Source organism: Methanothrix sp. (assembly GCA_029907715.1).
Classification (GTDB): domain Archaea; phylum Halobacteriota; class Methanosarcinia; order Methanotrichales; family Methanotrichaceae; genus Methanothrix_B.
The window spans coordinates 1-22,977 of record JARYLI010000013.1 but is presented as its reverse complement, the minus strand read 5'-3'; the positions used below and the strand labels follow the sequence as shown (position 1 = coordinate 22,977).

At 54.6% G+C, this 22,977-nt stretch carries 21 protein-coding genes and 1 tRNA gene; 8 read left to right on the top strand and 14 right to left on the bottom strand.

Features of this window, described 5'->3' with window-relative positions; genetic code table 11:
- Positions 1 to 59: 59 nt before the first annotated feature.
- On the bottom strand, positions 60 to 857 hold the full coding sequence (gene surE / locus QHG98_07900; GenBank protein MDH7597639.1) for a 5'/3'-nucleotidase SurE: 798 nt from the start codon (positions 855 to 857) through the stop codon (positions 60 to 62).
- 534 nt (positions 858 to 1,391) lie between these two features.
- Here surE and QHG98_07895 point away from each other — a divergent pair.
- The 3 genes from QHG98_07895 to QHG98_07885 are packed head-to-tail and all read left to right on the top strand — an operon-like array spanning position 1,392 to position 6,251.
- On the top strand, positions 1,392 to 2,837 hold the full coding sequence (locus QHG98_07895) for a NosD domain-containing protein (GenBank protein MDH7597638.1): 1,446 nt from the start codon (positions 1,392 to 1,394) through the stop codon (positions 2,835 to 2,837).
- Positions 2,834 to 4,297 (top strand): rhodanese-like domain-containing protein, encoded by a 1,464-nt coding sequence (locus QHG98_07890; GenBank protein ID MDH7597637.1) that lies wholly within the window; start codon positions 2,834 to 2,836, stop codon positions 4,295 to 4,297. Before QHG98_07895 ends, QHG98_07890 begins: the two co-directional genes overlap by 4 nt.
- 19 nt (positions 4,298 to 4,316) lie before the next feature.
- A complete protein-coding gene (locus tag QHG98_07885; GenBank protein MDH7597636.1) occupies positions 4,317 to 6,251 on the top strand; it encodes a S8 family peptidase in 1,935 nt (644 codons plus the stop codon).
- Between the two features lie 68 nt (positions 6,252 to 6,319).
- On the opposite strand, the gene QHG98_07880 is transcribed toward QHG98_07885, so the two are convergent.
- Together QHG98_07880 and QHG98_07875 are read right to left on the bottom strand one after the other, a co-directional pair.
- Positions 6,320 to 7,507: an ATP-NAD kinase family protein gene (locus tag QHG98_07880; protein ID MDH7597635.1), complete on the bottom strand. Its 1,188-nt coding sequence runs from the start codon at positions 7,505 to 7,507 to the stop codon at positions 6,320 to 6,322.
- Positions 7,485 to 8,837: a TrpB-like pyridoxal phosphate-dependent enzyme gene (locus QHG98_07875; GenBank protein MDH7597634.1), complete on the bottom strand. Its 1,353-nt coding sequence runs from the start codon at positions 8,835 to 8,837 to the stop codon at positions 7,485 to 7,487. The genes QHG98_07880 and QHG98_07875 overlap by 23 nt, the downstream gene beginning before the upstream one ends.
- Before the next feature lie 657 nt (positions 8,838 to 9,494).
- Here QHG98_07875 and QHG98_07870 point away from each other — a divergent pair.
- On the top strand, positions 9,495 to 10,916 hold the full coding sequence (locus QHG98_07870) for a sodium:solute symporter family protein (GenBank protein ID MDH7597633.1): 1,422 nt from the start codon (positions 9,495 to 9,497) through the stop codon (positions 10,914 to 10,916).
- A gap of 45 nt (positions 10,917 to 10,961) precedes the next feature.
- Here QHG98_07870 and QHG98_07865 read toward each other — a convergent pair whose 3' ends face one another.
- Positions 10,962 to 11,627 carry an endonuclease V gene (locus QHG98_07865; GenBank protein MDH7597632.1) on the bottom strand — a complete coding sequence of 222 codons (666 nt, stop codon included), beginning with the start codon at positions 11,625 to 11,627 and terminating at the stop codon, positions 10,962 to 10,964.
- Between the two features lie 422 nt (positions 11,628 to 12,049).
- Between QHG98_07865 and QHG98_07860 the strand changes: the two genes are divergently transcribed.
- From QHG98_07860 to QHG98_07845, 4 genes are all read left to right on the top strand, one after another.
- Complete coding sequence (locus QHG98_07860; GenBank protein ID MDH7597631.1) at positions 12,050 to 13,486, top strand: thioredoxin-like domain-containing protein; 1,437 nt, start codon at positions 12,050 to 12,052, stop codon at positions 13,484 to 13,486.
- Entirely contained in the window at positions 13,473 to 14,372 is a 900-nt protein-coding gene (locus QHG98_07855; GenBank protein MDH7597630.1) for a radical SAM protein, read from the top strand. Before QHG98_07860 ends, QHG98_07855 begins: the two co-directional genes overlap by 14 nt.
- 116 nt (positions 14,373 to 14,488) lie before the next feature.
- Entirely contained in the window at positions 14,489 to 15,241 is a 753-nt protein-coding gene (locus tag QHG98_07850) for an SdrD B-like domain-containing protein (GenBank protein ID MDH7597629.1), read from the top strand.
- Between the two features lie 220 nt (positions 15,242 to 15,461).
- A tRNA-Thr gene (locus QHG98_07845) sits at positions 15,462 to 15,536 on the top strand.
- Positions 15,537 to 15,546: 10 nt separating this feature from the next.
- Here QHG98_07845 and QHG98_07840 read toward each other — a convergent pair.
- The 10 genes from QHG98_07840 to QHG98_07795 all read right to left on the bottom strand — a co-directional run bounded on the left by QHG98_07840 (position 15,547) and on the right by QHG98_07795 (position 22,167).
- A complete protein-coding gene (locus QHG98_07840; GenBank protein ID MDH7597628.1) occupies positions 15,547 to 15,864 on the bottom strand; it encodes a hypothetical protein in 318 nt (105 codons plus the stop codon).
- Between the two features lie 106 nt (positions 15,865 to 15,970).
- Positions 15,971 to 16,243 carry a DsrH/TusB family sulfur metabolism protein gene (locus tag QHG98_07835; GenBank protein MDH7597627.1) on the bottom strand — a complete coding sequence of 91 codons (273 nt, stop codon included), beginning with the start codon at positions 16,241 to 16,243 and terminating at the stop codon, positions 15,971 to 15,973.
- A complete protein-coding gene (locus QHG98_07830) occupies positions 16,240 to 16,563 on the bottom strand; it encodes a sulfur reduction protein DsrE (protein ID MDH7597626.1) in 324 nt (107 codons plus the stop codon). The genes QHG98_07835 and QHG98_07830 overlap by 4 nt, the downstream gene beginning before the upstream one ends.
- A gap of 4 nt (positions 16,564 to 16,567) precedes the next feature.
- Positions 16,568 to 16,945 (bottom strand): DsrE family protein, encoded by a 378-nt coding sequence (locus tag QHG98_07825; GenBank protein MDH7597625.1) that lies wholly within the window; start codon positions 16,943 to 16,945, stop codon positions 16,568 to 16,570.
- Between the two features lie 31 nt (positions 16,946 to 16,976).
- On the bottom strand, positions 16,977 to 17,765 hold the full coding sequence (locus QHG98_07820; protein MDH7597624.1) for a (Fe-S)-binding protein: 789 nt from the start codon (positions 17,763 to 17,765) through the stop codon (positions 16,977 to 16,979).
- An 8-nt stretch (positions 17,766 to 17,773) separates the two neighbouring features.
- Complete coding sequence (gene arsB / locus QHG98_07815) at positions 17,774 to 18,838, bottom strand: ACR3 family arsenite efflux transporter (protein MDH7597623.1); 1,065 nt, start codon at positions 18,836 to 18,838, stop codon at positions 17,774 to 17,776.
- 4 nt (positions 18,839 to 18,842) lie between these two features.
- The gene (locus QHG98_07810) at positions 18,843 to 19,841 is read right to left on the bottom strand and encodes a rhodanese-like domain-containing protein (GenBank protein MDH7597622.1); all 999 of its coding nucleotides are present in this window, start codon (positions 19,839 to 19,841) and stop codon (positions 18,843 to 18,845) included.
- Between the two features lie 14 nt (positions 19,842 to 19,855).
- The gene (locus QHG98_07805) at positions 19,856 to 20,245 is read right to left on the bottom strand and encodes a metalloregulator ArsR/SmtB family transcription factor (GenBank protein MDH7597621.1); all 390 of its coding nucleotides are present in this window, start codon (positions 20,243 to 20,245) and stop codon (positions 19,856 to 19,858) included.
- A gap of 187 nt (positions 20,246 to 20,432) precedes the next feature.
- Positions 20,433 to 21,440 (bottom strand): hypothetical protein, encoded by a 1,008-nt coding sequence (locus QHG98_07800; protein MDH7597620.1) that lies wholly within the window; start codon positions 21,438 to 21,440, stop codon positions 20,433 to 20,435.
- A 343-nt stretch (positions 21,441 to 21,783) separates the two neighbouring features.
- Positions 21,784 to 22,167 (bottom strand): 30S ribosomal protein S8e, encoded by a 384-nt coding sequence (locus tag QHG98_07795; GenBank protein ID MDH7597619.1) that lies wholly within the window; start codon positions 22,165 to 22,167, stop codon positions 21,784 to 21,786.
- Positions 22,168 to 22,977: the final 810 nt, after the last annotated feature.

The window sequence follows — 22,977 nt, the reverse complement described above, 5'->3', positions numbered from 1 at the left end:
CCCCGATGCGATCAGCTCTGTTTCGTGCACAACCAGGCGATACATGGCCCACGCATGGCTTAGATGTTCTCCAGGAGGTCCGCGATTTCCGCGAAATCGATCCTTGCTGTGGAGTCGATTGTGAGCGGAGTCACCGAGATCTTGCCCTCCTGATAAACAGCCCTGACGTCTGTTCCCACCCTCTCACGGCAGATCAGATCACCGCCAATCCAGTAGTACGGACGCCCCCTTGGATCCCTCCGCTCCTCCACAGCGGTCCTGAATATCTTCCTTGCAAGCCTCGTGACAGCTATCTCCGTGTCCTCAGTGGCGTTCAGCGGCAGGTTGATGTTCAGAATGTCAACCCCCTCAGGCATTCCTCTCTCCAGGACCCTGATCGCAATCCTGCGGAGAAGATTGACCGCAGTATCGAACCTGTACTCCACGGAATGGTTATTATCGAACTTGTCACCCTGATCCGCGACCTGTATCGACGCTGCGATCGCCGGTACACCGTAGCTGGCAGCCTCTATGGCAGCGCCGATGGTTCCGCTGGTTGTGACGGTGTCTGTGCTTATGTTCTCCCCCACATTTATGCCCGAGACAGCGAGATCGGGCAGCTCCCCCTTCATCACAACAAAGATTCCCAGTATTACGGAGTCTGTGGGGGTGCCGGAGACAGCATACGCTCTTTTCCCGTCGAGGTTCACCTCTGCCATCCTCAGCGGCTCGAATACCGACACAGACCTGCCAACGCCGCTCCTCTGGCCCGAGGGGGCTACCACCACCACTTCACCGAGATCCTCGACGCTCCGCACCGCTGCCCTCAGCCCCGGGGCGTAAATCCCGTCATCGTTCGTGACCAGTATCCTGCGCATCCTGCGATCCCTGCTCAGCTCTCATCCGATCTCTGAGACAGGAGTTATATCTGTTTTTGGGTTGCGATACGAGAAACTCACTGGGATAAATCAATACTCAGAGCGCGCCATTGACAAAATATACGCCCATGTGCTTGATTGGATCGTGTGTTCATACCATTGATGGAATATGCTCAATACGTTGAGGTAAATTGCCCTCTTGGCGGATTTCTGGATAAACGACCATGCCCGATGATAGCGGCTTCACTTGAGCAGTAACTCAATCAAGCTCACGATATCGAGCAAACACCATTGATGTCAGCAGCTTGTACCCATCTGGGTTCACATTGTACCAGCGATCAGAGGTCCCCAGGCGGTCAGTCAGTCCGTGATTCAAGCCATAGACCCGTTAAATCACTGTGAGCAAGATTTATAAGGTCATCAGATCTCGTTGGCTGGGGTGGTTGATTGAGCATTCGCCTGAGCCGGCAGCGTACCAGATTGCATGGAGTTTCAGAAGAGACATTTGTGCATCTGTGTGATGCGACTCTCGTTTTGTGTATAGCATCCACGCTGCTGACGGCTCTCTCAATAACAGGCAGCGCAGCCACAATCCATGCGGGAAGCGATATACAGAGAAGCATAGATGCAGCATCTCCAGGAGATACCATAATTGTCGGGCCGGGAGTGTACGAGAAGTTCACGGTTAACAAGCGTCTGAACCTCATAGGCGATGGGGCAACTGTAATCGCATCACCATCAGACGCATGCATAAGCGTTGAGGCGGACATGGTGAACATCTCCGGGTTCACAGTCAGAAACGGCCTCTACGGGATAAGGCTGAGCAGGGTCAGTGGATGCCGCATCACCAACAATACGGTGACAGGCTGCAAGCAGCCTGGGATAGTCCTTCTCACATCATCCGGAAACACAATCGCGAACAACAACGCAAGCTACAACGGTGTCGTCGGTGAGGGGTGGTATGGGATATACCTCACAGACTCCTCCAATGATAATATGATAGTGAACAATATCGCCAGCAACAACGGAGCGTATGGTATACATCTCTCCACATCATGCTCGAACAACACGATAAGTGGGAACACGCTCAACGGCAACATGTACGGAGTCTACATGTTCACAGGCTGCTCGAAGAACATCATAGAGAAGAACGTGATCTCCGGAAACAGGGCAAATGGGATAGATCTTCGGTTCAACTGCAATCAAAATGTGATAAGAAACAACACAATCACCGATAACCAGGTTGCGGGGATAGCCCTCCTTGACTCAGGCGAGAACGAGATACTCAGCAACGATATACGCTCAAACATCAGGTTCGGCATACAGATACAGGGAAAGAGCGACAGCAACACTGTGGTGGGGAACAGCATCACTCAAAGCCCCACGGGGATATTCGTTGAGTCGAACAGCAACATATTCCACTCCAACCGCCTCATAGATAATGTGGTCCAGGCTGTGGACAGGGGAGAGAACATATGGAACGCTCCGTACCCGGTGGGGGGGAACGCCTGGAGCGATTACTCAGGCGTGGATGAGCGGAGCGGGCCTGCCCAGGACGTTCCGGGAGCAGATGGATTCGGCGACACCCCCAGAGAGATCAGCAACCGCTCGAGGGACATGTACCCTGTTATGGGATACGAGCTGAGGCCTATAAAGATACTGAATGCGAGCCTCCCGGAGGAGATCGAAGCCGGAGAACAGCTTCTCATAAAGGCATGGATCGAGTCAGTCAACGGTCTTTCCCAGGTATCGGCAAGGATACCGGAGTCCAGGTCCTATGTGCGTCTCTATCAGGCCGGCGATCATTACGAGGGCTCTCTCACCACTGCACTTCTTGATCCTGGTGAGTACTCAGTTGTGATCGCAGCGACAGATAGAAGAGGATATGAACTAGAAGAGTTTATAGGGAAGTTCAGGATCACACCGAGGGCCGGGCGCAGCTTTGAGGCTGCAATGGCCCAGCTGAGAGGAAGATCATGATTCGCAGATTCATAATTGTGTTTGGAATGATGCTTGTCATCTCTGCAATGAGCATGCAGTGGGCGATTGCTGCCTGCCCGTTGTGCAAGCCAGATTATGAGGAGTATCCACACGAGGGGTTCCTGAAGAGCCTGGGGCCTGAGGAGGAGAAGACATCAGCCCCGGTGGTGTCTGCAAAGACCGAGAGGCTCAAGAACCCGCTCTTCAACAAGAGCCTTCAGACGTCTGAGACGAATAGCGATGCTGCATCAAATCAAGCGACTGAAAGCGCGCCTGTTAGATCAAGCAGCATGCTCGTCCCGGTCACAGGCGTCGCCAGATCCGATATCGTGCTGGATGTGAGCAACGGAGCGAGCGAGTACATAGACGGCGCGGTGCACATTAACTACATGGAGTTCTACAATGAGAACAAGGAGCTCAAATCAGTGGAGGAGATCGCTGCTATCCTCGGAAACGCCGGCATCTCCCCCAACGACAGGGTGGTGCTGACAGGCACTGATTACAACTGCCCGACATGTCTGAGTGGGCCGTTTGGGGCCACGTTCGTGTACTGGCTGATGTTATACATGGGCCACGACGAGAGCAAACTGAAGCTCCTGGATGGGGATACAGAGGACTGGAAGGCTGCAGGCCTGCCCGTACAGAGCAGCCCGTATGTGAGACCATCCACAACCTACACCGTTCAGAGCATCAGATCGGAGCTTCTGGCGACGAATGATTACGTGAAGAATGCTGATGTGCAGATAGTGGACTCCAGGACATTCGATGCGTTCGGCCAGGGAGCGATACCCGGAGCTCTGAACATACCCTACGATATGGTCACTGAGAACGGCAGGCTGAAGGATGAGTCGGAGCTGGATAGCGTCTTCGCAGGCCTGACGAAGGAGAAGCCTGTCGTGGTCTACGCGAACACCGAGTTCAAGGCGTCGATGGTGTGGTTTGCGCTGAGGATGATGGGCTACGATGCCAGGATATACACGTGGAATGACTGGCTGAAGAACCTCCCAGCATTCAGGATGCAGCTCAACAGCACCCTGACGAGGGCTGAGCCGAATCCGGCATCTCCCGGTCCTGTGAAGATTTATGCGGTCTTCGAGCTGCCAGAGGAGGGCGCAGAGAATATCAGCGAGACAGCAGATGAGAACCTGACCACTCTCAGCGTGATGGGCTGTGCGACATGCGAGCCCATAACTGTCTGGTCAGGGTCCCTCACCAAGAGCAAGAACCCTGGACTGAGCCTGGGCAAAACAACACAGTACTTCACGTGCACCGCAAGGGTCATGGACGCTCAGGGTGGTGAGGTCGCGTCTGTTCCCATGGAGAGGGTTTCTGATGATATATACGTTGGAACATGGGATGCAACAAACACACCCCCAGGTAGCTACTCTGTCAGCTTTGTTGTGACTGTATACTCGCTCTCAAAGGAGTTCGAGGATGCCCTCACGGTTGTGATCCAGTAGGTGGAGCAGAGGTAGTGGGGTGGGCAATCCGGAGAAGAGGCTCAAAGGCAGAAAGGCGATCTGTATTTTCTCGGCTGCCCTAGCCATTGCTCTCCTTTTTTCTATAGTCTTCGCCGAGGACCCGTTCATCTCAGACAGGGCGACGAGATGGTTCCAGAAGGAGTTCAGGGCACTAATGGAGAGGGATCGCAGCGACACCACACCGCCGGTCATAACCAACCCCAGGATTTTTCCATACCAGCTGAAGCGCGGCGATCCGAGGGCTGAGATAAGCGCTAACATCTACGACAGATCTGGCATATCCTCAGTGTACGCAGAGGTCGGCAGAAAACAGGTGCTTATGTTCGATCTTGATGGGGATGGAAGGTACATCGGCTACTGCGGCTCGAACCTGCCTCCAGGTGACTATGATATAAGTATAATTGCCGTGGACAGGGCGGGCAACGCAGCCGTAACCCCTTGCAGATCGCTTAGGGTTCTCGATCCGCTGGACCTCAACGCGAACAGGATAGAGGATTCACTGGAATCACTCGGCCCTGAGGAGACAAGGGTGATAGTGCTTCATGATGATAACGTGACAGATACTGCGGGCGAAAAGCTGCACAGCTTGGATATCCTCAGGGGAAGCGCCATGCTCGTCCCGGGGAACAGGATCCCGGAGCTGGCCAGGCTGAAGGGCGTGAAGGGGATCTACAGGGATCAGAAGCTCAGGGTCCTGGGTGGATCATGTGGCATGGAGCAGGCGGGATCTGGCTTGCCCGGATCTCCTGAGAACCCCAGGAGAGCAACGACAGGGCTTACAGGCAATGGCGTGACAGTTGCGCTGATAGATACAGGCGTGGATGCGGAGCATGACTCTCTGGATGATCTTGATGATGATCCAGCCACATATGACCCCAAGATCGTCGCATTCGTTGATATGGTCAACAACCTTGAGAGGCCGTATGATGATAATGGTCACGGAACGCACTGCGCGAGCCTGATATCCGGCACAAAGGGCATGGGTGTGGCACCCGGCTCGAGGCTTGTCGTGCTCAAGGTCATGGACAGGGATGGATCATGCTACCTGTCCGATGCTCTCTCCGCGCTCGACTGGTGCGCCAAGAACAGGGATTTGTACGATATCAAGGTTATATCCTTCAGCGTCGGAGGAGATCGTAGCTCCGACAGGCCGACACTCCTCGATGAGGCATGCAACAGGATGGTCGAGGAGGGGATTGTTGTTGTTGTGGCGGCCGGCAACTCCGGGCCATCGCCGTCCTCCATCGTTGTTCCGGGAGAGGCGGAGGAGGTGATAACCGTCGGCGCCATAGACGCAAGAGGGAGAATCTTTGAGAGGTCCTCACGCGGCCCAACCTCCGATGGGAGGATCAAGCCGGACATAGTGACCATCGGGGTAGATGTGCCATCAGCGCTTGCAGGAACGAAGAACGATGAGAGCTGCATGAGCGGGACATCCATGGCAGTTCCACAGGTTGCCGGAGCTGCTGCTCTGATTCTGGAGGGCTTCGGGAACCTGACGCCAGCTGATGTCAAAAGGGTGCTTCTGAGATCTGCGGATGATCTGGGGGATCCAGGTGCGGATAACACATTCGGCTGGGGGGCGATGAACATCACCAGGGCCGTTCTGTACCTGAGAAACGATCCGGAGATGGTGGCCGGGCCTGAGCTGAAGAGCGTCGACCTGAGCTCGAACGAGGCGAATGTGGGGGATCTTGTTGTGATCGAGGCGCTCGTCACAGGCGAGGTTGAGGAGGTGACATCCACGATAACAGGAGCTGAGAAGGAGGCAGAGATACCGATGGTCGACTTCGATCTCAACAGCATATACACAACATTCTGGGAGACAGGCCTCTGGAGGCCGGGAGATTACACAGTAAAAGTCGAGCTTCGCGGGAGGTACGGCGAGAGGGTCAGCAGATCCATACCCTTTCGCCTGAACCCCAGGAAATGATAGCCCCAGATGGCCGATGAGCTCATCTGCATCACTTCTGGTTTTTCGGCCGGCCGCTCTGCTATAACCTACGACCGGAAGCCCCTGGCATTCTCTTCGCTTTCTCCCCCTGTCCCGAATACATCGCTTGCAGCCCTCACCTCCTTTATTTGTGCTATTCTGTATCCTGTCACAACCTGCCGCCTTCCCGCCAGTGCCCTGTCGATCTCCACGTCTCCGGTGTCGACCAGAAGATACCTCAGATCCCTCAGCTTGTGAGGCGTCGCTATCAGTATCAGCCTCTCCGGGCCCACGATCCTCAGAACCCTCGGGCTTATCTGCTGGCTGCCTCTCCCCAGAATGAATCCCTGAGCGCCTATCGGGCTGACGATGATCCTCACATCCCCATCTATCTCATCGAGAAGCCTCAGCAAATCGCTCTCTGATGCGTCCTTTATCACAGTCCTCCCGTTCCGGATAACATCGACGCCCAGGAGGGTCTTCTCGCATCCTATCAGCTCGGCGATCTTCGCGGTCGTGGTTCCAGCTCCGAGGATGTAGTATGAGCCGTCGCTCATGAACTCCCTGGCGAATTGAGCGATCTCGCGCTTGAAGTGCTCCTCATCAGAGCTTGCGTAGATCTGTTTCCTCTGCTGAACCAGCGCCGGTAGGTATGGCGTCCTGGCCGCGCCGTAGATGCGCACCACAAGCTCGCCATTTCTGTAGCGCTCCTCATCCACATCCGCTATCTCGGTCTCTCTGACTCGGAGCTCGCCTCTTAGATACCTATAAGCGAGATCTGCAGCTGCCTCCGGGCTCACAGCAAACACCCCTGAGTGCATCTTAACCCCAGCCGGTATGCCGAGGATCGGCAGATCTCCGGAGGCAGATGCGACGTCCCTCGCGGTGCCATCTCCTCCGCAGAAGAGTATCAGATCCACACCATCAGATGCAAATATGGAGCATGCTCTTTTCGTGTCCTCAGCTGTTGTCATCTCCCCCGGAGTGTGTACAACAGAGTGCTCCACGCCCATCTCCAACAGCAGGCTCTCTCCCATAGAGCCGGCCGCGGTGAGCACATGCACCGGGATCGATCCTCCTGAGAGCTCAAGAAGTCTTCTGACAGCCCTCTCTGCCCTCTCTCTGGATACAGGGGCGGCTCCGAGGCGCTCTGCGAGAGCAGCGACGCCATCGGTGCCCTTGAGCCCGACCGCTCCCCCCATTCCTGCTATCGGATTTATCAGAAACCCGAGCCTAGACCTTAGGCAGCCTGGCAAGCGATTGCCTCACCAGCTCCTCTGGATACTCATAATCCTCGAGGATCCCATCGTTGTACGCATCGTACGCAGATAGATCGAAGTGCCCATGTCCACTCAGGTTTATGAGCAGAGTCTTCGTCTCGCCGGTCTTCCTGCATCGGATCGCCTCGTCGATCGCGGGCTTGATCGCATGCGCAGACTCCGGCGCCGGCACGATGCCCTCCGTGCGCGCGAAGGTCGTCGCGGCCTCGAAGACCTCGCGCTGGTGGAACGCCTGGGCCTCGATGATTCCTGCGTTCACCAGGTTGCAGAGCAGGGGCGCATCACCGTGGTACCTCAGCCCTCCGGCGTGTATCCCGGGCGGGACGAAGTCGTGGCCGAGCGTGTACATCTTGAGCAGAGGCGTCAGGCGCGCAGTATCCCCGTAGTCGTATGTGTATAGACCCTTGGTGAGGCTCGGGCATGCAGTCGGCTCGCATGCCACAAGCCTGAGCTCCTTTCTGTCCTTGAGCTTGTCCGGGATGAAGGGGAAACACACCCCTGGGAAGTTGCTTCCACCGCCGCAGCAGCCGTATATCACATCCGGGTAATCGTCCACGAGCTCGAACTGCTTCTTGACCTCAAGCCCCTCTACTGTCTGGTGGAGAAGCACATGATTCAGAACAGATCCAAGGGCGTAGTTTGTATCATCATGCGTGGCCGCGTCCTCGACGGCCTCTGATATCGCTATTCCCAGGCTGCCAGGCGTGTCCGGAAACTGCTCCAGAATCCTCCTGCCTGCGTTCGTCCTGTTGCTCGGGCTCGGGAAGCACTCCGCGCCCCAGACCCGCATGATGCTCCTCCGGTACGGTTTCTGATCGTAGCTTGAGCGGACCATGTAGATCGTGCATTTCAGGCCGAAGATGCATGTGGCAAGCGCAAGCGCCGAGCCCCACTGTCCTGCACCGGTCTCTGTTGCAATCCTCTCTATGCCCTCCTTCATGTTGTAGTAAGCCTGAGGAACAGCAGTGTTCGGCTTGTGGCTTCCTGCCGGGCTCACACCCTCGTACTTGTAGTAGATCCTGGCAGGAGTCCTGAGGGCCTTCTCGAGCCTGACAGCCCTGTACAGAGGTGTTGGACGCCAGAGCCTGTAGACGTCCCTCACCTCCTCAGGTATGTCTATCCAGCGTTCGGTGCTCATCTCCTGCTTTATAAGGGACTTCGGGAATATCGGCTCGAGGTCCTCCGGCTTCAGAGGCTCATGCGTCGCCGGGTTCAGCGGCGGGTCGAGCGGCCGGGGCAGATCAGCTGCCACATTGTACCATCTCTTCGGGATATCCTCCTCATCTAGCAGTATCTTGGATCTCAATCGGTAGTCCTCCAGATGGATTAGAGAAACAATATGTTCATCATAGAACCTAAAATCACATTATATAACCTTTTTGAGGATGGTTGCAACTGAGGGTCATTCCTGGTCCATTCTTCTCGGGCACTTCACCCCCCGGTTGTGTACCTGAATCATTGAGATCAGCAGCATGCGGGTTGAGTCTGTGAACAAGTCGGACGAGCGCTCTCCGGTTGTGTACCTGAATCATTTAGATCAGCAGCATGTGGCCTCGCAGATCCGGGATCTTTTATGCCAGCGAATGCGGATTTCTTGTTTACATCAGTGAATCGAGTCCACGATCTTTTACCTGTGGGTCACATATTTGCGTCATTAAGCGGATAGCAGGAGGCGAGAGCTTCGGGTGAGTGTCCCGCTGAGTCGAATGCCATCAATGAGGTAAGTCCACAACCCCCTGAGGGAAAGGGTTTTAACACCAAAGCGACATCAAAGCACAAAAACATACACTAAAGTACTGGATTTGTGGAGGAGGTCGTGATGCAAACAGTGTTGCAAACATATGTTGAATGCAGGATCCATCGGGGTGATCATGTATGAGCGTTCCTGTTCCTTATCTGGCGCTCCTGATCTCGATCGTGCTCATGCTCTCTGTGACCATCATTCTGCTCATGAGGAGATACAATGATTAACCAGATCCTGCTCCTGGCCTACGTGACCGTCATACTCCTTCTCTCCTGGAGGCTCCGGCAGGAGACGTTCTCCGGCTTTGTTCTCTCCGACAGAAACATCGCCACGCCTGCCATCATTGGAGTGGCATACACAGCAGCGTACTTCAGCGCGGCATCCTTCCTCGGTGGAGGGGGATATGGCCTCATCGCAGGGATGCCATGGGTGGTGTTCTGTGCATTCTTCCATGTCGCATTCGCATGCCTCGCATGGCTGATGGCGGGAAGGATATGGGAGGCAGCGAAGGAGCACGACGCGAAGACAGTCCCACAGCTTCTTGAGCGGCGGTACAGATCACCTGTGGGGAAGTTCTTACTGGCCGCCATAATGCTAGTGCTGTATACAGTCTACCTGGTGCCCATCTTCAAGGGGTGCGCCACGCTCCTGCAGGGGCTGATAGGTGTCACATACCTTCAGGGGCTGATATTAACAGTCCTCATAGTGGCCATGTATTATGCTATCGGCGGTCTCCCCGCCATAATATGGATTGGTTTCCTCCAGGGAGTGCTCATGCTCGGCGGTGCGGTGCTGCTTTACGGGAGCGTGCTATCAATCTCTGGCACCCTGGAGATCTGGTCCAGAATTCCAGCATACGTGACCTCGATGCACGGCATCGATCTGCCATGGCAGAGGACACTCGGTATGGCATTCTCCATAAGCCTCGGGCTTCTCGCGCTTCCCGATCTCCTGATAATGGTATTCTCCGCCAGGGACAGAAGGGTGGTGCGCTTCGCAGGCATCTATGGGCCTGTATCCATAGCGGTTTACTCCATCTGCATATTCTCGCTTGGCGTTCTCGCATATGGTGTCCTCAGCGGAGAACAGCTTGATACATTCATAAAAAATACGGACAGTCTGGTACCGTTCCTGGCAAGGACGTACCTGCCACCAGGGTTTGATGCGCTTGTTCTCCTTGCTGCGATATCTGCGGCGATGTCGACGATCAGCGCCATAGTTCTTGTCACCACAACCTCGCTTACATCAGACATACTGCACTACCTGCGGCCGGGCATCTCCGACGGCACAGTCCTCCGTCTTACGCGGCTTGTTGGTGTGGTCATAATCATCACAGCAGCGGTCTCGGCGATAAGCATCCCATCACAGATCGTGCCACTCGTCTCGATAAGCATGGGGGTGATCGCATGCTGCGTATTTGTGCCGCTTGTGTTCGGGCTCTACTGGCACAGAGGTAATTCAGCCGGCTTCGTGGCAAGCCTTCTCGCATCGTTCATCTCCATTATCATCTGGAATTTTTATGGAAACACACTCATCCATCCTGTGTTCGTGGGGCTGATCTGCGGAGGCGCAGCATACATCACAGCCAGCTTTTTCACTGCAGGCTGGGGCAGGCCAGATGTTGAAACGCTGAAGGGTTGAGGGCATGCTGAAGTATTCAATTTAATTTACTCTTTTCATCTTTTCTCAGAGCTTTGATCGCGCCCTTTTGAGTGAGAGAATGTGCGCCATTCTCAGGGGCTCCGGCACTCGATGGGATCTTGCACAGTTCAGCACAATCTCGATCGCAGAACTCAGGTCTGACATGTGCCCCGGGGATACGAACACCGGTTTGACATTTGTTCTGGTCCGGAGAGCAGCACCCACAATATCCCCACGATCAACAAGCAGGGAGAAAGACCCCCTCTCCTTTCCGGGCCCGGAAAACTCCCCGCAGAGCTTCGACTTTGCACATCCCACAGATGGGCGATCGAGGAGCAATCCGAGGTGGCTTGCCTCTCCAAATCTGCGCGGATGCGCGATCCCCTGCCCATCGAAGAGCAGGACGTCAGCATTATCGATCCCCTCAAGAGCCCTGAGTATGACGGGCCCCTCACGAAATGTCAGCAGCCCCGGGATGTAGGGGTAATCCACATCCATAGCCGCAAAGGACACGTCGAGGAGACGCATATCATGGTAATCAAGCAGAACAGCAGCCGCATGTGCCCTGGATCCGGAGAAAGATACATCTGCTCCAGCCACCGTCTCCAAGCGCTCCACCCTCTGAATTCTCACACTGCCGGCGAGCATCTTCTGTATTTCAACAGCCTCATCCGGTCTCACATCCCAGGAATGCAATACTCTGTGTCTCATTTCCATCAAGCCGAATACCAAAGCTTTTACCCCTCATATGGCATCTCCACATATCATGACGTCCAGCTCAGCTGGCATCTCTTTTGTTGTACGAAAATTGCATCTGGCGCAGACCATTCTCATCCACACGGGTCGGCCTTGCCTCATGAGCTTTTTGTCGAAAACATGCCCAAAAATTTCATCAAGATGGATGATCCCCCGTCATAAGCTTTTTCCTCATCCCGCTGTGTTGAATGATGTTTGAGGATCCGATAGCACAGGGCCAATTCATACAAATTGAATTATAGTAAAAATTGGTGGCGTTCGACCTTATAAGCCTTGATTATTCAACACAGCACCTCATCCCCTGATCCGCGTTTATGACTGCAGCCTGGTCTTCGGCGACCACAACAGTGATCTGCACGTAATGCAGAGCAATCCGCATGATAGCTCCTGAGTTCCCCGAGGATCTGGTATGGCTCAACACCGACCACAGTTACAGACTGAGAGACCTGCGCGGCAGATTCGTTCTGCTCGACTTCTGGACATACTGCTGCATAAACTGCATGCATGTCATTCCGGAGCTGAAAATGCTTGAGGAGAGGTACCCTGAGCTGGTGGTGATAGGAGTTCACAGCGCCAAGTTCGAGAACGAAATGAGGGTGGAGAACATCGAGAAGGCCGTGATGCGGTATGGCATAGAGCACCCGGTTCTCGTGGACAGCGGTCAAACCATGTGGCGCACATACGGCATAAGGGCCTGGCCGTCGTTTGTACTGATAGCGCCGGACGGGGAGATCCTCGGCAGGACCTCCGGAGAGGGGATATTCTCGATCCTCATGCCGATAATGGAGCAGCTCATTCCGGAGTATGAAAAGCGTGGAAGCCTCCATCGCGGTGTTGCTGTGCCGAGGAAGGCGCAGAAGAATGCATCCGGGCCGCTCTCATTTCCCGGAAAGGTTGCCTCGGATGGCGATGACCTCTTCATCGCGGACTCCAACAACAACAGAATACTGATTGTATCTTCCGATGGGAGCTTGGTGGACGTCATAGGCTGTGGTGAGGAGGGATACAGCGATGGCGAATTTGGCGAGGCCCGGCTATTCAGACCCCAGGGGATCGCGGTTGTCGGGGATGTTGCTTACATAGCTGACACCGGAAACCACATGATCAGGGCGGCGGATCTGAGAAGAAGAACTCTTATGACGGTGGCAGGCACTGGAAGGTCGGGATATCCCGGCTCCGGGGGCAGAGGTGATGAGGTATCCCTGAGCTCGCCGTGGGATCTCGTTTTCGTCGGGGATCATCTCTACATCGCGATGGCCGGATTCCATCAGATATGGAGGATGGATCTCGATGGAATGGTGGAGCCATTTGCAGGATCCGGAGCCGAGGGGATCGTGGATGGACCGCTGGAGATGTCCCGGCTGGCGCAGCCGTCCGGGCTGACGACAGATGGGAAGAGGATATACTTCGTCGACAGCGAGTCGTCATCCCTCAGGGTGATCGATGAAGATGTGAGGACGCTCATCGGCAGAGACCTCTTTTACTTTGGGGACATCGATGGAGATTTCGAGAGAGCCAGGCTTCAGCATCCTCTTGGGCTTTTTTACAGGAATGGATCGATTTACGTTGCGGATACATACAACCACAGGATCAAGAAAGCAGATCTCTCTGAGAGATCCATCCACACCATCGCCGGCGTGGGGAGCCCCGGGTTCGCAGACGGTGCCGCGGATATGGCCGCGTTTTACGAGCCGTCCGGGGTCACCTTTCTGGGGGATTCATGCTTCGTAGCAGATACCAATAATCACGCCGTGAGGGTCTACGATCCGAGATCGCGGGAGGTCTCCACGATGAGAATCGATGCGAAGAAATAATGTGGATCGTCCTGAGCACATGATGATCCTCAGACCATTTGATCCATGGCGCAGCAGCCTCTGCACATGCCCGGAGAAGCTCAGCCTCAACCCGTACACAGGATGTGTGCATGGCTGTCTTTACTGCTACGCATCCTCCTACATAAGGCGCTTCAGCGATTGCAGGCCGAAGGGCGGAATCGATCGTCTCAGCCAGGAGATCGCGAGGCTGCGCGGGGAAGAGCTCATATCGCTCTCCAGCAGTTCTGATCCATACCCGCCGATGGAGCGCGAGCTCGGAATAACGAGATCGTGCATATCCCTGATAAGGAGAAGGGGCCTGAAGCTGCAGATTGTCACAAAATCAGATCTTGTGCTCAGGGATGTGGACCTCCTCTCGGACATGAGGGCTGCAGTCTCAATGACGATCACCTCGCTGCGTCTGGATTCCAGGCTTGAGCCCGGAGCCCCATCAGCCAGTCTCAGGCTCAGAGCCATCAGGAGGCTCACGGATAGCGGCGTTCCGGTGGCTGCGAGGATCGATCCGATAATACCGGGTATAAACGACTCCGAGATCGATGCGCTCGTGGAGCGTGTCGCAGATGCGGGCGCATCCTATGTCATATCCTCCACCTACAAGGCCAGGCAGGACAGCTGGCGCCGCATGTCTCTTGAGTTCCCTGATGTCATGCAGAGCCTGAGGCCGATGTACTTCGAGCAGGGAGAGCGTATTGGTGGCTACCGGTACCTGCCATCTGAGATCAGACATGCCATACTCTCACGCGTGAGGGAGGCGTGCCACGAACACGGAATCGGCTTCGGCTCATGCAGAGAGGGATTCGGAAGCGACGCTTCATGTGATGGTTCTCATCTCACAGAGGCCCGGAGGCATCGTATTTTGCGATGAAAGTCTATATATACGAAGAATAACGACTGTAGAGCCGAGTTCTTCTCGAAAGGGAGAATGTTTGGTAATGGTCACGCAAAAGCGGATGGTCGATACACAGATAGGAGGAGGATAAATTGAAGAAGAGCATTTTGGTGATCTCTGTGATCCTGGCGATGGCGGCATTTGCCATGACCTCTGCCATGGGATACACAATAAAGGATGATAAAAGCCCGTACCCGTTCTCTAACAAGGCGGAGTCTAGGCCACAGTTCTCCATATCCACAGGAACCCCCGCTCACAATCTCACGAATGAGCAGGTTGTTGTGAAGAAGGAGGCGCGCTTCTCGTTCAGCTCTAAGAAGCCAGCGAAGTTCTCGATTGAGACAGGAAAGCCATATCAGTACACGTTCAAGCTTGGCGAGGTTCCTCCAGTGGTCGCAGAGGCTGAGGAGGTGGCACCTACAGCAGAGCCAGTCGTTGAGCCCGCTGTGAATGAGACTCCAGAGGTTGTGGAGGTACCTGTAACTTACACGATCTCAGGCGTGGTCTATGAGGATGCGAATGAAAACGCTGCCAGGGACGCGAATGAGACAGGACTCGCAGGATGGACGCTTGATCTGAGCGGCATGACAGCAACGACCGCAGAGGATGGAACATACGTCTTTGTAAACCTCACTGCAGGCGAGTATGTGCTGAGCCTGGTCGTCCCGCCTGAGTACAAGCCGGTTGCGCCGGTGAATGTCACACTGGATTCCAACAAGACCATCGACTTCCCAGTCGTCAGGGTGTTTGTGGTTCTTCCGCCGGCCAATGAGACCGCCGTCGCCACGAACGTGACTGAGAATGTGACCGAGATGGTACCGCTCAACACATCAATCCCGGCGTGAAGTCCCCCGGGAGGTATCTCTTTTTCTTTGACCCGTTTCCGTGGGTTATCTGAGCTTTATGATACCGGTCCCTGGAGGCGGTATGGTCTTTTCGCCGGAGCGCATTGGATGATGTGGCAATACAGTCAGAGTGGATGGGTACCATCAGATATTTTGAGGGTGAAGCTCTCTGCGCCCTGACCGAAAACTACTAAAGCGCAGAGGTAATCGAGCGGATAGCGCCTCGGTAGCAAAGCTCGGTCATTGCGCGTCCTTGGTAAGGACGAGGCCGCGGGTTCGAATCCCGCCCGAGGCTCTGGCAGTGCTCATCTCTTGAGGACATATTTGACCTCGGATGTATCAACCTCCCATGGCCGGAGGCTCTCGTCCTTCTGGAACCCGAGGCTCAGCCACATGTAGCCTGGAAACACAAAATCCCCATGATGCCTCTCGTCGAACGCCTGGAAGAGAGAGAATATCGTGTTCCAGCCGACCTCGCCTATATGCGGCCTCCCCTCGACGACGTACTCTATTCGCTCCCACACAGGGAGCACCATTCTGTAAAGCCCCTCAAGAACATCGTCCTGGTGAGAGCATCTCTCGAACAGGGCCTTTACCTCATTAACATCCAGCTCCATCCTCATCAGGAGAACCTGCATCAGTATTGGTGATAATCTTTTCTCCAGTCCCTGCGGGACATCTGATCTCAAACTCTCCGGTGGTCTTGTCTGAGAATGGGACATGCGCCAGTCAAAATGCGAAGACGCTCTCAGCGCTCATGATGTCATCCACCATCAAGCTGTAATCATCAATCTCCTTTATGCCCGCGGCTGAGACACCCCTCTCCCTCAGATCCCGGGTGAATGCAAAAACATCTCCCGCGATGTCATCAAGGCGCCCTGTGAGTATGTTGTAAACGCCATCTCCAAGGAGGTAGAGCCTGAAGTTCCGGCTGAGCATCCTGAGGCACAGCTCTGCCCTGGGGTTCCCTGGCGGCTTTGTCAGTATGAAGACGGAGCTCATATCACCACCATGGCTCTGAAGCCCCTGATGCGCTCCACAAACTCGAGATCATCCAGCATCTCGACCCGATCTGAGAGATCGCATGATAGAAGACCGCGCTCAGCCATCGATGGCTCATGCGCGAAGATATCGATCTCCGGATACGCATACATCAGCCCTGCCAGGTGCCCACGCTGATCTGCGAGCGCCAGATAGACTCCGTCTGCGTAAAGCGCAACTGCAGAGCCTATCGGGAGGCAGACAGCAGCCGCGTTCAGCGCTCCAAACGCTCTCTCGTAGCCGTACGGGGATGAATCCACAAGAAAAACCACCGGTCCCATGTCCTCACCCTGTGAGCGATATCACCTTGTCGCTCTCCCTGATCATGCGCTCCAGATCGTAGAGGCTCGTTATGAGTACCCCCTCAATGTACTCCGGGCACACTCCGTTATCCGAAGTATATCCGCGCGAGGATGCGCATCTCGGACACGCCCGTATCGTGGCGCCCATCGATGCGAGCTCCTGAAAGAGGCTCCCGATGTTCATGAACTGTACCGGGCTCTGCCCCCTCTTCGGTATGTGGACGGCATCGAGATAGAGAAATATATTAACCCTATACCTCTCAAGAGCAGCTCTGGCTATCCTGTGTGCGATCTCAGCGTTCTGATTGATGTAGGGCCCGTCTGTGAGCACTATCGTCAGGGTCTTCATACGAAACGCCAAGGAAGATCCGTTTCCTTTGGAGACAGGAAGCTTAGAGATACGCAAGAAGCGATCTCAGGTGCTCAAGTCTCGTTGCGTACTTCTCATCCTGGAGCGGCTTGCAGCTCTCCAGACCGACCTCCCCGCTGACCAGCCTGATGGCAAAGGAGTAGCAGCTCTGCTCGCCGCACTCCCTGCAGTTCGTTCCTGGAAGATACCTGTAGACCTCCATCGGATCCACCCGGACCTTCTCCTTGGGTGCGGGGGTGACTCCCTTCTCTATGGCATCATTTATTGTCTTCCTCAACTCCTCAAGAAGCTCCTTCGCATGCGCCTCGTCTCTGATCATAGTCATCGTCACGTTTCCTGTGCTGTATAGCGTTATGAGCACGGTGCCCTTCTGTATGATCAGCGCTCCAATCCTGTCAGAGTATCTGCCTCTGGGAAAGAGCGGCTCCAGCGCCTTCAGCGCGCCTCCCAGCGGCGGATCCATGCGCGCGATTATCCTGAACTTCGTCGTATCCGCGATGCATGGAAGGAGTTGCTTGACCTCAACCACCTCAACTGGCCTTGCGTCCTTGATCTCTATCCTCTCGGTCTTCTCTCCCTTAGACTCCAGGAAGTTTTTTCCGAAATCTGTGAGGCTCGCCACGTCATTCTCAATCTTTATGAGGCCTGCCTGCTGGAGTATCTGAAGGTGGTAGTCCAGCATGCTCTGCCCCACCGCCTTTCCTATGTCCTCCTTCGAGAGGCTCCTTTCAAGGAGCAGGTTCATTATCTTCCGCCTGGTTGTGTTCGCCATGGCGTTGCTCACGAGCTTTACCTCAGCATGTCCTGCCATAATCTCACCTAAGTCTCACAAAACACCCTTTCCGGGGCTCCCGGATAGTAACGATCCCTGAGACGGAGCGCGACATTGACCAGGGATATGAGAACAGGCACCTCGATGAGTGGGCCTATCACAGCTGCAAATGCCTCCTGAGAGGCTATACCGAAGACAGCGACTGCGACCGCTATGGCGAGCTCGAAGTTGTTGCTGGCAGCTGTGAATGAGACAGCGGCTGTGTTCTCATAGCTCACTCCCAGCTTGAAGGCCATGTAAAAGCTCACGAAGAACATCAGGAGGAAGTATATGGTCAGAGGCACAGCAACCCGGATCACATCCATCGGCAGCTGTACTATGTAGTCGCCCTTGAGCGAGAACATCACTATGATTGTGAAGAGAAGTGCGATCAGCGTTATCGGGCTTATTGTGGGTATGAATCGACCATCGTACCACTCTCTCCCTCTCGCCCGGATCAGCGTGAACCTGGTGATTATGCCGGCCAGAAACGGTATTCCGAGGTAGATGAAGACGCTCTCTGCGATCTGCGTTATTGTGACATCAACCACGGTCCCCTCAGCCACTCCAAGGTATGCTGGAAGCACTGTGATGAATATGTAAGCGTATACCGAGTAGAAGAGCACCTGGAAGACAGAGTTCAGTCCGACAAGAGCCGCGCAGTACTCTGTGCATCCGCAGGCAAGCTCATTCCAGACGATGACCATCGCGATGCATCGGGCCAGACCTATCAGGATCACGCCGTACATGAGATGTGGATAATCCCTGAGGAATATCACAGCCAGCGCAAACATCAGCACCGGTCCGATCAACCAGTTCTGTATCAGCGATAGGGCCATGACCTTTCTGTCCTTGAAGACCTCCCCCAGCTCCTCATACCTCACCTTCGCAAGGGGCGGATACATCATGAGTATGAGGCCTATAGCTATCGGTATCGACGTCGTTCCGATCGATAGGCTGAGAATGGCATCAGTGATCTGCGGCGCAAAGTTCCCTATCGCGATGCCCACGACCATCGCGAGGAATATCCAGAGTGTGAGGAACCTTGACAGCAGTGGCAGCTTTTCACCCATTACATCACCTTCCCAGTTTTCTGTACCTGCTCCCTGATCCTGTGACATTGGATTTCGCCACGGGGCTGTGACCGAGCGCGCCAGGCGCGGTTTGAGTCACTGCTGTGCTGTGCGACACCCAGTCGCTCCAGGAGTAGATCATGGCGTTGTAGCCCATGAGCTGGAGAGCGAACCACACAATAGATGCCTGATCCGGGTCCTCTGAGTAGACAACAACAGGCCGGTCTCTCTGAAGAGGCGCGAACAATCCCATGAGCGTCTCGTTATCCGCGATTCTGTCTCCGTCTCTGACCCTCTCGGAATCGATGTGGATCGCCCCGGGTATTCTTGAGATGCCGAAGTCTCTGAAGGGCCGCGCATCGACGATCTGCGCCTCCCCGGTCATGACATAATCATATGATGCCACGAGGTCCTGTTTGTGTGGGATGTAAACGCTCTCCTTCCTAACAGATGGGGCGCTCTGCACAGGAAGGCCCATCGATCTCCATCTCTCAGCACTTCCATCCAGAAGGCTCACATCCCTGTGACCCACATGCTTCAGGGCAAAGAATCCCAGAGCCGCATCCCCGAGATCATCACCGTATACGACAATTCTGTCTGAATTGGCAACGCCAATGCTTCCAAGAGCGCTCGCGATCTCATCAGGGCTCTTAAAAGTGCCGTTCTGATTCACCAGCGACCCCCGGCTCAGCCTCAGAGCGCCATTCACGTAAACGCCATCACCCGGGTTTTCTTTCTCTGAGATCGCCAGGATCGTATCCGAGCTGGAGACTGATGGCATGGGCCTGAGAATATCGCCATTCGAGAAATCATCTGATCTGTAATCGTCCTGCGTCACAGCGCTCCTGCCTTCACCGGTGGGGCTGGCGCCCTGGAGGGGGTTGTAGTTCAGGAATGCGTATGGATCCCATGTGCCACCGGCAGAGCATGCGCAGCCAGCAAGCGCTGACGGCAGCAACAGCAATGCAGATGTCATCAAAACCGTTACCATCTTTATCGTCATCGTGATCATCTGGTCTATTTCTGTAACCTGGAGAGCAGGCGCGCCTGGTTCATGATCTCAATCACTGCACCATCCGCGAGGCGGTAGTTCGACCATTTTCCAACCTTACGCTCTTTTATGAGCCCCGCATCCTTCAGGATGGAGAGATGATGGGATGTCGTCGATTGCGGCCTATCCAGCGCGGTCATGATCTCGCAGACGCAGAACTCTCCATTCTGAAGGAGCTTGAGTATTGCAAGCCTGCACGGATCTGAGAGGGCCTTGAAGATATTCACCTCATCCTGCACATCACTCTCTATGACGTCTGCCAGAGAGCGAAGCCTCTGGATCTTGAGCCTCGCCCGCTCCTCATCACCGATCAGCCTTGCGAGCTTCTCCACAGATCTATCAGTAATTTCAGGCATTCTGCTTACGTATCAAGATTTCTCGATATATAAGAATTTCCACAAAGCCCGAAAAATATCAGCATCAACGCTGCAAACCCATATTAAAGATCACAATCAGTACAAATGTTGTTTGGCACTCAGGGATGAGGGCGCCGCTTTCATCCCTGTGTGGAGGGAGCTTTCCGCCCTCACCATTCCTGAGAGTTCATGCTGTGGTGGTCAGCTGCGCTGACGTCCCATCCCTGGCAACATACAGCAGCGCACCAACGCCCATGGACACCGAGATCAGCATGAAGATCCAGCCGATGTAGGGCAGCAGGAACAGCATGTTGAGTATCACGTACCCAACTGTGAATGAAACAGAGCTGCCAGTTCCGGTCCTGAGGAGAGCCGTTACCCTTCTTCCCAGCGTGAATGATACGAGAAGACATGAGAGCATGATGCCCGCTGAGAGGAGCAGCAGGAGCATTACCGATATCGGTATGCCCACAATCGTTATGGCCAGTATCACCGCAAGGATGAGGGCCACGATTATCGTCAGGAATCCCACAAGGGTCTCGATCGCCGGATCCCGGAGCATCCTGGCCTCTGATGCCCTGAAGAGCCATGGGAACAACCTGAGGCCGATCAGGCCGAGCAGAAGATAGCCGATGATGCTGAGCAGATGGAACAGGCTGATGAACGCTGTATCCTCACGCCTGCTCTCGATCTTCTGGAACTCCACACGTCCGGCGGTTCCGTTGTTCTCAAACTGCTCTGCCGCAACTGTGAGCGTGCCGTTGATGCTCCCCCTGTTGCTGAATCGCTTCGCCCCGATGAGAGCATCTCTACCAACGGTTGTGTTGGAAAGCATGCTGATATCCTCGCCCATCAGAAGAGCATTTCTCTTTATCCTTGAGGAGATGTTGATCCTGCTTCCAGCAGCAACCAGCTTTCCGCCAATGTCAGATCGAAGAACCACCTGACCTCCGGCCAGAATGAGATCTCCGGCTACCGGCGCGTTCACGGTGACAACGCCTCCGGCCACGATGGCGCTCTCAACAGGTGCATTTATGTTCACCACACTGCCCGCCGCGAAGATATCGTCATCCACGGGAGAATCTATTGTTATGGATTCATCGGAGTACATCCGGAGCGATGTTGCTCCCTGAACGAGCAACGACATCAGGAAAAACATGCATATCAATAAACGCTTCTGCATCAGGACCCTCACTCAAAAGTCAATCTCTATAGGATAAATAACTATCTGATGATCTTTCGGATCCGCCTGTCGTGTCAGATCGATCTGTGCCATCTGCAGGCTCTGTGAGGTATTGTGCAGGATGACATCTTCATTGAGGAGTATTCGAGCCCACGACCCGAAGCCGGGGCTCTTCGTAAAAACTCGCCTTTGCGAACTTCCCTGCGGCGCAACGCGGAAGGCGGACTGCCCTGAGAAGACCCATGTCAGACCGAATCGCTCAGGCGCACAAAAGATATGCAATCACTGATGAGAAGCCAGCATCATCCACCAGATGCGTTAGATGAAGAGGATCGGTGCGTCCTGCCTATGCACATCAGTGCTTCGGCAGGAGAACAGCATTCACCACGCCGTCCTGCCCCGGCCTGCTCACGACCCTGGCCTCGCCGATCTCGGTCCTGATCACAGCGCCCCGTGTGATTATGTTTCTCCTCACGTAATGCCGGTTCGCTGGGTTGTCCACCACGGTCTCGATCCTCACAAGCTTTGTGGCACCTGTGACCGGATCCGAGACGTTGGCCATATCTGCCTTCAGAAGGCGCAGCTTCTGGTTGCCACCACGTGTGCGGATCTTCTTGATCCGGATTGTGCCGATGAGCGTCTCTGCTGGCTCTCTGCCCAGCTCATACTTCCTCTTCCCTCTGGCCGGAACCAGCCTCCCACCAGTGGGCTTTCTAGCCGACTTTCCCTGCCACTTCATGATCGATAACCTCCGTTCCCCTTTTTCAGATCCTTATATAGACTTTACGGCTATCACGCTGGACGTGTTTAGTCCCGAAACCTTTGACCTTATATAGTCGGCGTTTTGAGGGGTGTTTCAACGTGGTTCACGCCCCATTCGATCGAGGAATACTCTGAGGATGCAGGCGGGTGTCAGTCTGGCCCAGAATGCATCCCATGGTGTTTGTGGATGGTGTTTTGAGTCGAGTGCCTCATGGTACCGGACTGTGTTGTCCCAGTTCACGAAATTGTCAAAATTTTCGAACCTATTTCGATTCTTTTCGTATGTGTCGTTCCATTTCTCAAATTTGCCATCTGTCTTAGGATGTTTTATCCTACCTTTTATATGCTTGATGCCGTTTTCGTGTTTGCTCGATATCGTGAGCTTGCTTGAGTTACTGCTCAAGTGAAGCCGCTATCCTCGGGCATGGTTGTTTATCCAGAAATCCGCCAAGAGGGCAATTTACCTCAACGTATTGAGCATGTTCTCCTCCTTCAAGCAAAGAGCAAAAATATTCTTCTGCTCCATAACCGTGAACTTCAAACGCAAGGATACGAAACCTGGAAGCCTGCGATGGACAAGAGCTATAGAATGCTGGAACAACTTCTGTAAAATGTTTATGTTCTACTGCAACGTCGCGAGGGGGTTAATGTTATTCGTACAGGTCCTGAGCTCGTACCGCAATGTTTATATACGAGTAAGCCCTACGTATGAGGGCCAAGATGTGGCGATAGGATCGCGGAGAGAGGCGCGGTGCAGACGGGCTGAGGGGCCTGGGATGATGGCACT